This window comes from Archangium sp., from assembly GCF_036388035.1.
GTDB lineage: Bacteria > Myxococcota > Myxococcia > Myxococcales > Myxococcaceae > Archangium.
In genome coordinates, this window is the sequence record NZ_DASVSO010000343.1 from 1 (window position 1) to 13,454 (window position 13,454).

Annotated in this window: 12 protein-coding genes and 1 pseudogene; 3 read left to right on the plus strand and 10 right to left on the minus strand. The window is 69.3% G+C overall.

Annotated features, from left to right (window positions below):
* Positions 1 to 105 precede the first annotated feature (105 nt).
* From add to VF697_RS14075, 4 genes are all read right to left on the minus strand, one after another.
* Positions 106 to 1,152 carry an adenosine deaminase gene (gene add, locus VF697_RS14060; protein ID WP_331095167.1) on the minus strand — a complete coding sequence of 349 codons (1,047 nt, stop codon included), beginning with the start codon at positions 1,150 to 1,152 and terminating at the stop codon, positions 106 to 108.
* A 3-nt stretch (positions 1,153 to 1,155) separates the two neighbouring features.
* Positions 1,156 to 1,569 (minus strand): PEGA domain-containing protein, encoded by a 414-nt coding sequence (locus VF697_RS14065; RefSeq protein WP_331095169.1) that lies wholly within the window; start codon positions 1,567 to 1,569, stop codon positions 1,156 to 1,158.
* 13 nt (positions 1,570 to 1,582) lie between these two features.
* On the minus strand, positions 1,583 to 2,359 hold the full coding sequence (locus tag VF697_RS14070; RefSeq protein ID WP_331095171.1) for a hypothetical protein: 777 nt from the start codon (positions 2,357 to 2,359) through the stop codon (positions 1,583 to 1,585).
* A 96-nt stretch (positions 2,360 to 2,455) separates the two neighbouring features.
* A complete protein-coding gene (locus VF697_RS14075) occupies positions 2,456 to 2,794 on the minus strand; it encodes a PilZ domain-containing protein (protein ID WP_331095173.1) in 339 nt (112 codons plus the stop codon).
* A 160-nt stretch (positions 2,795 to 2,954) separates the two neighbouring features.
* Here VF697_RS14075 and VF697_RS14080 point away from each other — a divergent pair, with 160 nt between their 5' ends.
* The gene (locus VF697_RS14080; RefSeq protein ID WP_331095176.1) at positions 2,955 to 3,653 is read left to right on the plus strand and encodes an FKBP-type peptidyl-prolyl cis-trans isomerase; all 699 of its coding nucleotides are present in this window, start codon (positions 2,955 to 2,957) and stop codon (positions 3,651 to 3,653) included.
* Between the two features lie 62 nt (positions 3,654 to 3,715).
* On the opposite strand, the gene VF697_RS14085 is transcribed toward VF697_RS14080, so the two are convergent.
* The 4 genes from VF697_RS14085 to uvsE form a co-directional block, all read right to left on the minus strand.
* Positions 3,716 to 5,695, minus strand: a complete 1,980-nt coding sequence (locus VF697_RS14085; protein WP_331095177.1) for a hypothetical protein — start codon at positions 5,693 to 5,695, stop codon at positions 3,716 to 3,718.
* Between the two features lie 212 nt (positions 5,696 to 5,907).
* The gene (locus VF697_RS14090; protein WP_331095179.1) at positions 5,908 to 6,111 is read right to left on the minus strand and encodes a cold-shock protein; all 204 of its coding nucleotides are present in this window, start codon (positions 6,109 to 6,111) and stop codon (positions 5,908 to 5,910) included.
* A 126-nt stretch (positions 6,112 to 6,237) separates the two neighbouring features.
* On the minus strand, positions 6,238 to 8,151 hold the full coding sequence (locus VF697_RS14095) for a M2 family metallopeptidase (protein ID WP_331095181.1): 1,914 nt from the start codon (positions 8,149 to 8,151) through the stop codon (positions 6,238 to 6,240).
* A gap of 98 nt (positions 8,152 to 8,249) precedes the next feature.
* The gene (gene uvsE, locus VF697_RS14100; protein ID WP_331095183.1) at positions 8,250 to 9,176 is read right to left on the minus strand and encodes a UV DNA damage repair endonuclease UvsE; all 927 of its coding nucleotides are present in this window, start codon (positions 9,174 to 9,176) and stop codon (positions 8,250 to 8,252) included.
* Positions 9,177 to 9,475: 299 nt separating this feature from the next.
* On the opposite strand from uvsE, the gene VF697_RS14105 reads away from it, so the two are divergent.
* Positions 9,476 to 10,549: a 3-deoxy-7-phosphoheptulonate synthase gene (locus VF697_RS14105; protein ID WP_331095185.1), complete on the plus strand. Its 1,074-nt coding sequence runs from the start codon at positions 9,476 to 9,478 to the stop codon at positions 10,547 to 10,549.
* Here VF697_RS14105 and VF697_RS14110 read toward each other — a convergent pair.
* Both VF697_RS14110 and VF697_RS14115 read right to left on the minus strand, forming a co-directional pair.
* A complete protein-coding gene (locus VF697_RS14110; RefSeq protein ID WP_331095187.1) occupies positions 10,504 to 11,976 on the minus strand; it encodes an adenylate/guanylate cyclase domain-containing protein in 1,473 nt (490 codons plus the stop codon). The two genes, VF697_RS14105 and VF697_RS14110, sit on opposite strands and share 46 nt — an antisense overlap.
* 105 nt (positions 11,977 to 12,081) lie before the next feature.
* Positions 12,082 to 13,131: an oxidoreductase gene (locus tag VF697_RS14115; RefSeq protein ID WP_331095189.1), complete on the minus strand. Its 1,050-nt coding sequence runs from the start codon at positions 13,129 to 13,131 to the stop codon at positions 12,082 to 12,084.
* Positions 13,132 to 13,239: 108 nt separating this feature from the next.
* Between VF697_RS14115 and VF697_RS14120 the strand changes: the two are divergent.
* Positions 13,240 to 13,454: pseudogene (locus VF697_RS14120) on the plus strand (DUF3105 domain-containing protein); the annotation flags it as partial.

The window sequence follows — 13,454 nt, forward strand, 5'->3', positions numbered from 1 at the left end:
CCGCCGGTGCCGTCACCGCGCGAGTCTTGCCTCTCTTGTTGCGTCCGATGGCGCGCTCCTCTTCGTGGGTGCCCGAACCCGGGCCCGGCACCATCATAGAGGGCGTCAGCGTCTCTCGCGAAACCCACCCGCGATCGCCCGCTGGGCGGCGAGCAGCTCCCGTTTCCGGGGCTCGGCCAGGAAGCTGTGCTCCACGGCGGCCGCGGCCAGGGTGAGCACCGTCTCCGCCGACCAGTGGAACGTGGCCGCGCATCGCAGGTACTCGTCGGTGAGGCTGGTGGAGAAGAGGGGCGGGTCGTCACTCGCGAGGCTCACCGCGAGCCCCGCCGCCATCAGCTTCTCCACCGGGTGCTGCTCCAGGCTGGGAAAGACGTGCAGCGCCACGTTGCTGGACGGGCACACCTCCAACGGGATGCGCCGCTCGGCGAGGTACTCGACCAGGGCGGGATCCTCCAGGCAGCGCACCCCGTGCCCCAGGCGCTCGGCCCCCAGCCAGCGCAGCGACTCCCAGATGCCCTCGGGGCCCCGGAACTCACCGGCATGCGGCAGGCTGTGCAGACCTCCCTCGCGCGCCCGGGCGAAGAGCGCCGCGAAGGACTCCTTCGGCCACGGGGCCGTCTCCGGCCCACTCAGCCCGAGCCCGATGACCCCCTGCTCCTGCCCCCGCAGGGCCAGCTCGAGCGTGGGCTCCGCCAGCTCCGCGTGGCTGCGCACGATGTCGAAGACCCAGGCGAGCTCCACGCCGTGCTCCCGGTGCGCCCGCTCGCGGCCCTCGGCCAGACCCGCGAGCACCACCTCCCCTGGCACACCGCGGGCCACATGGGTCATCGGCGTGACCGTCACCTCCGCGTAGCGCACGTTCTGCGCCGCGAGCACTCGCGCCAGGTCCACGGCAATGGCGGTGAAGTCCCCGGCCTCCACGAGGCACTGGCTGATGGCCACATAGAGCGCGACGAACTCGTCGAAGCTGGAGAAGCGGTAACGGCGCCGCAAGCCCTCGACGCCCTCCGTGGCTCCGGGCAGCGAGACGCCGTGCTTTCGCGCGAGCGACAGGGCCAGCTCCGGCTGGAGGCTGCCCTCGAGATGCAGGTGGAGCTCGGCCTTGGGCAGCTGGCGGATGAGCGCCTCGAGCTCGGGAGCGAGGGTCGCCATGGCTCAGTCGGTGCCGCCGCGCTCCGGCTCCTTCGACTTGAGCCGGATGGTCAGCCCCGCACGGGCATTGTTGGGCTCGTAATACGTGGTGTACGGCCAATAGCCGTCCTTCTTCACGTCGATGCGGTGCAGCCCCGTGCCCACCTTGAGCCCGTTCGGCCCTCCGCCAAAGTCGGTACACATGCCCTGGATGACCCCGTCCAGGTAGACGTCGGCGTCCTCGGGCTCGCATTGCAGCAGCAGGTTCCCCTGGCGGGTCCTCGCGGCGCGCAACACCTCGCGCGCCCGGTCGGCTGCCGGCGAATCCATCTGCTCAGGCCCCGACGCACAGCCGAGCCCCCACGTCACGAAGCCCAGGGCTACCCAGGAGCCCCACCGCCACCCACTCCCACGCACCTTCATCACCGAGACGCTCACGCCCACTCCCTGCCTACCGGATGAGGATCGCCACCCGGCCGTCGGCCAGGAGACGCGGGTCCAGACCGGCGAGTGCCTTCGCCGCGTCCGACTCCAACACGAGATCCGAGCCCTGGACTCGCGCCGCTTCGAGCACCAGCGGGCGCTCGCCCACCAGCGTCGACTTCCGGGCCTGCTCGAGGCTCCCGAAGAAGCCCGCCACGCCCGTGGCCTGGCGGGCCTCGGCGGACAGCGTCTCCGCGCCGTAGAGCGGCTGGCCGGACGCATCGAGCAACCGAGGGGCCAGCACCGGCGCCAGGCCCAGCTTCCGCGCGTCCACCACCAGCCCGGTGTGCTTCGTCCGCGCGTCCTTCTTCGCCGGAGCCTCCTGCTTCGTCTCGGCGGGAGCCGCGGCTTCGGTGGAGGGAATCAGCACCGAGGTGAGCGCCGCCAGCGGCACCTCCACCTCCAGCTGCACGCCGCTGTCGGAGTAGTAGCGCTTCTGGACGACCTTGTAGCCGCGCAGCACGTCCTCGACCTTGCGCCGGGTCTCCTCGCGGGCCATCTCGTCGCCCACGGTGCGGTCCGCGCGCAGGTGGACGCTCCGGGCCTGCTCCAGCAGATCCTTGAGGGCATCCTCCTTCGCCGAGCGCTCCGCGCCCAGCCTCGCCTGGGACGGGTTGGAGGCCTTCACGTCCGGCGGCCCATCCCCCGTCACCCGGAGGACCTGCCGCTGCCAATCCACTCCACTGCCCTGCGCCAGCGCCGACAACGGAGCCGCCAGCACCAACGCCCACAGCGCGCGCCTCACGTGACTCCTCCCGCTCTCTCGCACCGGCCGGATTCAATCGGCCGGCGGAGAGAAGTCAAGGCGGGCCCGGCGGCACGTCCTCCACCGGAGCGCGGCTCAGTTCCCCTGCGGGCCGCGTGTCACGTAGTCGTCAATCATCCGCCGGTGGCGCTCGGTCAGGAGGGTGAAGCGCACACCCGAGCGCTCGTCGCGGCGCGGACCCGCCTCCACCCACTCGCGCACCACCTCGCCCTCGGCGTAGATGACCTCCTCGGAGCCGGGGAGCTGGAACTGCAACCCCACCCGCCGAGCCTCGTGCTCGGGCTCGAGCAGGCGCGCCAGGCTCACCCCCTCCTGGCTGATGTCGGCGGCGCGCGCCAGGTACGGCACCCCCTTCAGGTACTTGTTCAGGTAGATGTCGAGGGGAACCCGCGCGTTCTTCCGCTTGTCGCTCATCTCTCTCTCCCTCCCGGTGGCCGTGACTGCTACAGAGCGCTTCCGCGATGCAGCAAGCTGTCGCGAGGGTAGGAGCATCTGGCCGCGTGGCAAGAAAACGGCCGGCAGCAAGAGCGGGTGGACCTATCATCCCCCGTCGTCGAGAAAGGCGGATGGCAACATGCGTTTGGGAGTGATGACCGCGGTAGTGATTGGCCTGGTGGGGCTCCAGGCGAAGGCGCAGGAGCTCAAGAACGAGGATGAGAAGACGATCTACGCGCTCGGGCTGTCGATCGGGCGGAGCGTCAAGAGCTACGACCTGAGCCCGGCCGAGCTCGAGATCCTCAAGAAGGGGCTGACGGACTCGGCCACCGGCACCAAGCCCGCCGTCGAGCTGGAGAAGTACGGACCCAAGCTGCAGGGGTTCGCGAAGACCCGGCAGGAGAGTGCCAGCAAGCGCTTCATCGAGAACGCCGCCAAGGAGAAGGGCGCCGTCAAGCTGCCCTCCGGCATCGTCTACAAGGAGCTGGCGCCGGGCAAGGGCCCGAGCCCCAAGGCCACCGACACGGTGCGCGTGAACTACCGCGGCACCCTCACCAACGGCACCGAGTTCGACAGCTCCTACAAGCGGGGCCAGGCGGCCAGCTTCCCGCTCAACGCCGTCATCGCCTGCTGGACCGAGGGCGTGCAGAAGATGAAGGTGGGCGGCAAGGCCCAGCTCGTCTGCCCGGGCGCGACCGCCTACGGCGAGATGGGCTCGCCTCCGACCATTCCCCCCAACGCCACCCTCGTGTTCGAGATCGAGCTGCTCGGCATCGGCAACGAGGCCCCGGGTACGCCCCCGGGCACCAAGCCGGGCACCAGGCCGGGCGCCAAGTAGTCGGGCTCCGGGGTGGGGGTCGCTGGAAGACCCCCGCCCCCCGCCTTCTCCGAGGGCCCGCCTCAGCGGGCCAGCGCGGCCTCGGTGGCGCGCAGCAGCGGCTCGGCGCTCACCGGCGCTCCCGTGGCGTTCGTCATCCACACGTCCGGCGTCAGCGCGCCCTGGCTCGCCATCCGCTCGAACTCCGCCCCCAGGTTGCCCGACTCGAGCAGGTGCTCCTCGATCTGGAAGGCGATCAGGTGCCCCAGCGGATAGTCCGTCAGGTACAGGGGGTAGGAGATCATGTGGCTGTAGATGCCCAGCATGGGCGTCCCCTTCCCTCCCAGCACCGGCGCGTAGTACCGGTCCCACGTCTCCTGGGCGATGCGCACCACCGCCTCGCGCAGCTGGGTGGGCGTGGCGTCCGGGTGCTCGTACATCCAGTGCCACACCGCGATGTCCACCAGCGCCACCCCGGCGATCTCCCACGTCTGCCAGAAGTCGTTGAGCACCCGCTCGCGCTCGCTCGCCGCGTCCGGCTTCGCCTGCCCCAGCAGCTCAAGATCCCTCGCCTGGAAGACGAAGGCCAGCGCCTCGGTGAAGGCGTTGTTGGGCACGCCCGCCAGCAGCGTGTGGTCCACGTTGTAGAGCGAGAACACCTGCTCCACGTTGTGCCCCAGCTCGTGCACGGCGATGTTGTAGCCCTTGTAGTCCATGCCCTTCGAGCCCACCCGCGTGCGCAACCGGGGGAAGTCCCCGCGCCGCATGGACTGCATGGCGTGCCCCGCCCCGCGCGAGGCGTCCACCCGGATGTGCTCCGCCAGGAAGGTCGCCTTCTCCTTCGAGAAGCCCAGCCCCTGGAGGATGCGCGGCATGTCCTTCGCGAAGGCCTCCGCCGTCGGGTAGCGCTGGCGTGTCAGCGTGTCCAGCTCCGCCTCGGACAGCTTCCCGCTCGCCTTGAAGCCGGCGTACCAGAGGTCCTGCGGCTCCAGCTTCCGCCCCAGCCGCGACTCGATCTCCTTCGCCACCCTCGGCACCAGCGGTGACGTCAGCACCTGCTCCAGCAGCGCCTTCACCCGAGCCTCGGGCAGCTCGCGCCCCAGCTCGAAGCTGCGAGCGATCGCCGTGGGCGCCACCGGCACGTACGGATCCTCCCGCCGCGCCGCGTGGAACTGCGCCAGCAGCTTCGTGTAGCGCACGTCCTCCTCGCGCTTGCCGTCCAGCACCACCGGGCGCTGGGGGGCCTCCGGCTCCACCTCCTCCGCCGGTGCCGCCTTCACCTCGTTGGTGAACGGATTCCAGTCCACCCGGGGGTTGTCGATGACCGCCGCCGGAATCGTCTGCGTGACGATGCGCTCCATCACCTTGACGATCATCCGCTGCTTCGCCACCCCCTCTGGATCCGCGTAGCGCGACTTCAGCTCGTCCCGCAGGTTCCAGTGGCTGATCAGCCCCTTGCCCTGGGGGAAGAGCCGGCGCCCCTGCTCGTCCAGCAGGTGGTGCATCCAGATGTTGTACTCGGCGATGTAGAGGTCCGCGTCCGCGGCCGCGCGCGTCGAGGCCTGCCGCACCTCCCCGGGCACGCGGCGGTTGAAGCGGCTTGTGAGCCGGGCCTCGGCCCACTGGCGGCGGGTGTAGCGCGGGCCCTGCTCCATCCGCTCGGCCAGCGTGGTGAGCGGGAAGTTGAGCAGCGCCACGAAGCCCACCTTCGCCTTGAAGAGATCCTCGGTGGTGTGCGCGCCCGGGTCGAACGCCGCCAGCAGCGGATCCACCGGCAGCAGCGGCCCCAGATCCAGGTCCGTGGGACGGCGCAGCTCCCGGCTGATCTCATTCAGGTGCCCGTCGAGCTGCTCGAAGGCCGTCTCCAGCCGGACCCGCGTGGCCTCCAGTTGCTTCTCGTCGGCGAGGAAGGACTCGCGCACGAAGGCGGCCAGGTCCCCATCCTCCTGGCGCCACAGCACGGCCACCTGCTCCACGCCGCGCTCGATGCGGGCGCGCTGGGGCTCACCGTGGCGGGCGACGAGCTCGGCCTTCAGGGTGGCGAGATCGGCGGGCTGCTTCATGGGACGGGCCTCCGCGGGCGGAGCACCCGCCTGGACATGGGGCTGGCCCGACGCACAGCCGAGCGCGGCCAGCAGGGGAAACAGTGCGGCACGTTGCAAGAGGAACCTGGGCTTCGGAAGGAAGGACACGCGAGGACTCCGGACATGAAAAAGGGCCCGACCCCCATGGGTCGGACCCTTTTTTGGCTACAACCTACGAAGAGAGAGCCGAATCAGGCGGCGCGAACGTTCTGCGCCTGCAGGCCCTTGGGGCCCTTGGCGACTTCGAACTCCACGCGCTGGCCCTCGGCCAGGGTGCGGAAGCCGTCCATGTTGATCGCGGTGTGGTGGCAGAACACGTCCTCGCCACCGCCGTCCTGCGTGATGAAGCCGAAGCCCTTCGCATCGTTGAACCACTTCACGGTACCAGTCGCCATTTGCTCTCTTCTTCTTTCCAAAACGGGCGCGAATATCCGCTGCCCGATCCCGGTCGCCTGCTAACCAGCCGACCAGGACGGGGCGAGAATGTAAGCGGGCTCTTTACCCGTGTCCACCCGGCAGCTTCACCAGCCGCACTTCTGGCCCTTGTTCTGCTCCTGGAGCCAGCGGCGCAGGGGGGCGAAGTACTCCAGCATGGCCGAGGCATCCATCTCCCGCTGCCCCGTCATGGCGTGGAGCGCGTCCGGCCACGGCTTGCTCGCGCCCATCTCCAGCATGGCCTGGAGCCGCTTGCCGGCCTCCTTGTTCCCGTACACGGAGCACTCGTGCAGGGGCCCCTGGATGCCGGCGGCCTGGCACAGCGCGCGGTGGAACTGGAACTGGAGGATGCGCGCCAGGAAGTAGCGCGTGTAGGGGACGTTGGCGGGCACGTGGTACTTGGCGCCTGGATCGAAGTCCTGCTCGGAGCGCTCCACCGGGGCGCGCACGCCCTGGAGCTTCTCGCGCAGCGCCCACCAGGACTTGTTGTAGTCCTCCGGCTTCACCTTCCCGTTGAAGACGTCCCAGCGCCACTGGTCGATGAGCAGACCGAAGGGCAGGAAGGCCACCTTCTCCATGGCGTCCTTCATCTGCAGGTTGATGAGGCCCTTGTCGCCCTGCGGCACCTGCTTCAGCAGGCCCACCTGCTTGAGATAGCCCGGGGTGATGGAGAGCGTCAGCGCATCGCCGATGGCCTCGTGGAAGCCGTCGTGCGCGCCCTGCTGATAGAGCACCGGGAGCTTGTAGTAGTACGTGTAGTAGTAGTTGTGGCCCAGCTCGTGGTGGATGGTGACCAGGTCCTCCTCGGTGGGCTTGATGCACATCTTGATGCGCAGGTCGTTGTCGTAGGTGACGTCCCACGCGCTGGCGTGGCACACCACATCACGATCCCTCGGCTTGGTGAACTGCGAGCGCTGGTAGAAGGTCTCCGGCAGCGCCTTGAGGCCCATCGAGGTGAAGAAGGACTCACCCATCTTCACCATGCGCAGGGCGTCGTAGTTCTGCCGCTTCAGCTCGGCGTCCACGTCCAGGCTGGGCTGCCCCTTGTAGGGCTCCACCAGGGTGTAGATGTTGTTCCACTCCTGCGCCCACATGTTGCCGAGCAGGTGCGCGGGCAGCGGCCTGCCCGCGGGCACCTTGTCCTCTCCATACTGCCTGGCGAGCCGGGCGCGCACGTAGCAGTGCAGGTCGTCATAGAGCGGCTTCACCTGCCCCCACAGCCGCTGGGCCTCCTGCTCGAAGGCCTCGGGCGGCATGTCGTAGCTGGAGCGCCAGAGCGACCCCAGGTCCTGGAAGCCGATCTCCTGGGCCCCCTCGTTGGAGACCTCCACCAAGCGCTGGTAGAGCGGGCGCATCGGCTGCGAGATGGCATGCCAGCCCACCCAGGCCTCGAGCAGCTCGTCATAGTTGCGGCTCTTCGCGATGACGTCGGACAGCTCGCCCAGGTCCTTGCACTGGCCCTTGCCGTCCTTGCCGCAGTACTTGCCCTTGCCGTAGAGGCCCTCGAGCTTCGCGGCGATGCCGGCCAGCTCCGCGCGCTTCTGCGCATCGCTCGGCGCGGGCAGCGCGGAGGACACGCGCAGCAGGTGCAGCATGCGCGCCGAGTCCGCATCCAGCCCCTGCACGTCCTTGAAACGCGCGGCCTGCTTGATGGCCTGGTTGAGGTAGGCCATCACCTCCTCGTTCACCAGGGCCGCGTTCCGCTCGGTGTCGTCGGTGATGTAGGTGGCCTTGATCCACTCGGCCGTGGCCTGCCGCGTCCACAGCCGCTTGAGATCCTCGTTCACGCGGGTGGTGAACTGGCGGGCGTCCTCGGTCGTGGGAGCGACCTCGGCGGGCTTCTGCTCCGCGGGCTTCACCTCGGCGGGCGGAGTGCTCGCGGTCTCGGGCGAGCCGGTGGCGGAGCCATGCGCCGAGGACGCACAGCCCGGGAGGGCAACGAGCGGCACGACCGCGAGGGCCGCGCTCAGGAAGAGCTTGACGGGAGAGGTGCGGTTCATAGGGGGCGCACCGTAGAGGAACGCCCACGCGAAACACACCCGAAAGTGACGGGCTGTTCACGGGTGGAGGACCCCACCCGGGAGATTCGATTTCCCCCTCAGGGCGCGGGGACCGGCTGGCTCCGGGTGGCCGCTTCCTGACGCAGTGCGAAGAGGGCCAGGTCCTTGTCCTTGGCCTCCAGCATCAGGTCCGCCGGCCCGTCCAGCGCCGCCACCACCGCCTGGAAGTCCCGTGGATCAATGCGGTCCGCGTGCGCCCCCGGCCTGCCGTCGGGCTTCTGGCTCGCCAGGTGGAACTTGGGCCGCAGATCCAACGCGCGCCAGGAGGCCGCCGACTCGCGCAGCAGCTCCTCCAGCGGCATCACCGGATCCGAGGGCTCGATGAGGTTGTGCAGGTTGTCCGCGAGCCAGGGCAGCCCGTGCTCCCGGGCCAGTGGGGCCACCTCGCGTGCGCTCCAGGTCTTGTCGTCGTGCTCGATGACGATCCGATTGCGCACCTCCTCGGGCAGGGTGTCCAGCATGCGGCGCGCATTGTCCAGCGCCTCGGGACGGCTCGGCGCGGCCCCTCCCAGGTGGAGGACCACGCGCGCCTCGGGCCCCTGGCCGAGCAGCTCCAACACGCGAGCCCCATAGCGCAGCTCGGCGAGCGCGGCGTCGCGCACCCGCTGGTGCACGGACGTCAGCGAGGCCGCCGCGGGTGACGGGTGCAGGGACAGGCGCTGGCGCGAGCGCCGGGCGATGTGCCCCAGGCGATCGAAGTCGCGCGCCCACTTCCGCCACCACGGGAGCTGGTTGACGGGGTGTGAGGCGAACGGGATGAGCGAGGAGCCGATACGGAACAGCTCGATGCCGTGCGCCTCGTTGAAGAGGAGGATTTGCTCGAGCTCGGCGAGGTTCTGCTCGATGAGCGCTTCCAGGCGCTCGGGGGTGGCGCCCGCGAGCCGGCACGTATGGCTCGCTCCCACACCGAGCGAGAGACAGTTGGCGACGTAGCCGAGACGGTAGGTAGAGAGTCCTTCTTGCACCCTTCTAGGATTCGCCACGGCCAAAGCGTCGCATCTGCCCGCTGAACCCGACGGGAGGGCGACCGGCCAGCGCTACCGGCTCCTTCCCCGGCCGGGTGGATGTCGCGTGACGAAGTCGAATCCCTAGGTCACATGCCGAAAGGCTCCCCTCCCTCTTCCCAAGCCAGATCGCCTTTTCCGCTCTCCGGCACGAGGAGGGTGCAACCAGACGGAGCGGACATGGCATGATGAAACCCCCTCTGGTCCCTGTTCTCAGGCGTCCCCTTCCGTATTCACGCCGCGCCCGCGGCCTTCGAGCCATGTCAGCAAGCACCGAAAACCTGAATGTCGTTGGCTTCGACCACATGCCCTCCCCGGCCGAGATCAAGGCCCGCGTGCCGCTGACCGGCCGTGCGGCCGACAGCGTGCTCTCCGGCCGCCGCGCGCTGATGGACATCCTGGACCGCAAGGACCCGCGCCTGTTCGTGATCGTGGGCCCCTGCTCCATCCATGATCCCAAGGCCGGCATCGACTACGCGCGCCGGCTGCACAAGCTCTCCGCCACCGTGCGCGACACGATGCACCTGGTGATGCGGGTGTACTTCGAGAAGCCCCGCACCTCCACCGGCTGGAAGGGCTTCATCAACGACCCGCGAATGGACGACTCCTTCCACATCGAGGAAGGCATGGAGCGGGGCCGTCGCTTCCTGCTGGACGTGGCCGAGCTCGGCCTGCCGGCGGCGACCGAGGCGCTCGACCCGATCGCGCCGCAGTACTACGGCGACCTCATCTCCTGGACGGCCATCGGCGCGCGCACCGCCGAGTCCCAGACCCATCGCGAGATGGCCTCGGGGCTCTCCACCCCGGTGGGCTTCAAGAACGGCACCGACGGCTCCCTCGAGGCGGCCGTCAACGGCATCCTTTCCGCCTCCCGCCCGCACAGCTTCCTGGGCCTCAACGACAACGGCGCGTCGGCGATCATCCGCACCCGCGGCAACGCCTACGGCCACCTGGTGCTGCGCGGCGGTGGCGGGCGGCCCAACTACGACACGGTGTCCATCTCGCTCGCCGAGCAGGCGCTCTCCAAGGCGAAGCTGCCGAGCAACATCGTGGTCGACTGCTCGCACTCCAACTCCTGGAAGAAGCCGGAGATGCAGCCGCTGGTGATGCGCGACGTGGTGCATCAGATCCGCGAGGGCAACCGCTCGGTGGTGGGCCTGATGATCGAGAGCTTCATCGAAGCCGGCAACCAGCCCATCCCCGCCGACCTCTCACAGCTGCGCTATGGCTGCTCGGTGACCGATGCCTGCGTCGCCTGGGACACCACCGAGGAGATGCTGCTGCGCGCTCACGCGGAGTTGCGCGAGGTGTTGCCGGCGCGCAAGGCAGCGTGAGCCGGCACGTCGTCCCCGGGGCGTGAGGACTCCTCGCTCGCGCCGAGCAGCAGCCACGTCCGCATGGGGCCCTTGCCCTTCACGTGCGTGATGCCCTGGTCCCGGAAGCGGTAGCGCCCCCGCAGCCGCTCGTGGACCGTCTCGGAAATGTGGATGCCATCCACCACGCCGTGGGACTCCATCCGGCTCGCGGTGTTGACCGTGTCTCCCCACAGGTCATAGGCGAACTTCTTGTCGCCGATGACCCCCGCGATCACCGGGCCCGAGTGGATGCCGATGCGCAGGTGCAGGGGGATCTGGAGCTGCTCGCCCAGCTTCAGGAGCTCGGTGCGCATGGCCAGCGCCAGGCCCGCCACGGCGTCGGCATGGTCGCTCCGAGGTAGCGTCAGCCCCCCCACCACCATGTACGCGTCGCCGATCGTCTTCACCTTCTCCACGCCGAACTCGTCCGTGAGCTGGTCGAACACGGAGAACACCATGTTCAGCACCTGCAGCACGTCCGCCGGCATGTGCTGGGCGGCGAAGCGGGTGAAGTCCACCAGGTCGGCGAACAGCACGGTGACGTCCGGGAAGTTCTCCACGATGATCCGCTGGCCCTTCTTGAGCCGCTCGGCCACGGGTCCCGGCAGGATGTTGAGCAGGAGCTGATCGGCCCGCTCGCGCTCGCGCTCGAGCGCACGCAGGTGCGCCACCTCCTGCTGGTGCAGCCGCTGGAGCTCGGTGATGTCGTGGTAGATGGCGATGAAGCCCACCTGCTCGCCCTCCACCGACACCGGCAGCGCCAGGAGCTCCACGTCGATGGGCGTCCCATCCTTGCGCAGCCGCCGGGAGAGGGAGTGGACCCGGCCTCGCTGGAGCGCCTCGCGTGCGGTGGCCTCGGCGTCCTCCCGGATTGGCCCGTCGGAGGCCACCAACCGCAGGATGTTCCGGCCAATGGCCTCCCGGGCCGTGTAGCCGAACAGCCGCTCCGCCTCGGGGTTCCAGGACACCACGTTGAAGCGGAGGTTGATGGTGACGATGGCCACGGGGCTGTTGAGGACCAGCGACTCGTAATACTCCTTCTGTCGGCGCAGGTTGGCCTCGACCTCCGCGTGCGCCGTCAGATCGCGCAGCAGCAGCACCTGCCCTTCCGGCAGCGGCAGGCACCGGACGCGCAGCACGCGCGCCTGGCGCGTGGACCCCGCGGACCCATGCCACACGAGCTCCCCCTCGCGAGGCGGCTCCCCTGGAGACAGCGGCTCGGGCGGAGTCCACTCCGGCAGCAGCTCCGAGATGGGCCTGCCCCGAAGCGTGTCGCCTCCCTCACCGAGGAGCCCTTGCGAGGCACTGTTGGCCTCCACGATTCGGTGTTGGGAATCGAGCACCAGCACGCCATCAGGCGAGTACTCGAAGAGAGCGGCATGGGCGTGGCGCAACAGGTCGGACATGGAAGTTTCCATGAGCAGTGTAGGCCACCTGCTGACGGGGGTAATCCCCTCCTCACGAACTGGCGCCGTCCGGGCGGGTCCAAATAATGAATTTTATTATCAAATTCAGGTGGACACGGAGATACGCCGGCCCTCCTCGTGGCTCCGCAGCGCCGCCTCGATCACCTGGATGACCTGGGCAGCGCTCTCCACCGTCACGGGCACCGGACCTTCGCCGGCGAGGGCCGAGGCCAGCTGGCCATAGAACTGCTCATAGGCGCCCGGGAGGGTGGGCACGCTCGCTCCCCCACCGAGCCGGCTGTGGCGCTCCGCCGGTTCCAGGCCCCAGCCGGCCATGCCCGGCCGAAGTCCCCCCTTGAGCTGCTCCTCCTGTGGATCCAGCCCATACTTGAACCACGCCTCCGCCTCACCCTGCAGCACGAAGCGCGGCCAGGGCTCGTGCACCACCGAGCCGGAGTGCAGGAGGACGCGCAGCTCGCCATAGCGCAGCACCAGGTGGAACCAGTCGACGGCCCGCGCCTCGGCCCGCTGCCGACCGAGGTCCGCGCTGATCGACTCGGGCAGACCGAAGAGCTGCACGGCCTGATCGATCAGATGGGCGCCGAGATCCCACAGCGTGCCGCCACCGGGGACGTCCTCCTCCTTCCAGCGCCGCTTCACCTGGGGCCGGAAGCGATCGAAGTGGCTCTCGAAGCTGTAGAGCCGACCCAGGCGCCCCTGCTCCAGCAACTGGCGCACGGTCAGGAAATCTCCATCCCAGCGCCGGTTGTGGAACACCGTCAGACACCGCCCGCGCTCACGCGCCAGGGCACCCAGTCGCACGGCCTCGGCCGAGTCCAGGGTGAAGGGCTTCTCCACGACCACGTGCTTTCCCGCCAGGAGCGCCCGCTCGGCCAGCGCCGCGTGCGAGTCGTTGGGCGTGGCGATGACGATCAGCTCCAGGGACGGATCCTCCAGCAGCGCGTCCTGGGAGAGGACACGCACGCCGGGCCAGTCGCGCGCCACCTCCTCGGTGCGCCGGGTGGCGACCGCCGCCAGGGTGAAGGCCGGCTCCGCGGCGAGCAGCGGCGCGTGGAAGCTGGCCCCGGACAGGCCGTAGCCGATCAGTCCCACGCGGATGGGGGCGCGAGAGGAATCGCTGGAGGTTGGAGTCATGGTGCCCCATCGAGCCTATGCCTCCAGCGGGCAAGCGCGGACGGCGGCCCTCACGCCCGAGCCACGACGTGGAGACGAGCGAACAGTTGAGCTAAGAGGGGGCCGCCGATGTCCCTGCTCTCCCGCCTCCTCCCCGCCCTCCTCCTGGCTCCAGTGCTCGCGTGTGGTGATACCGAGTGCTCCGGCTATGAGTTCCCCCTCTCGCCGCCCCCCGCGACCGCGAACCACCTGTCCTGCATGAGCACCGCGTGCGGAGACGGGCAGAACCCGCCCACCAGCGGCGACCACTGCGGCAGCACCCTGAGCTGCCGCGTCCATGCCAC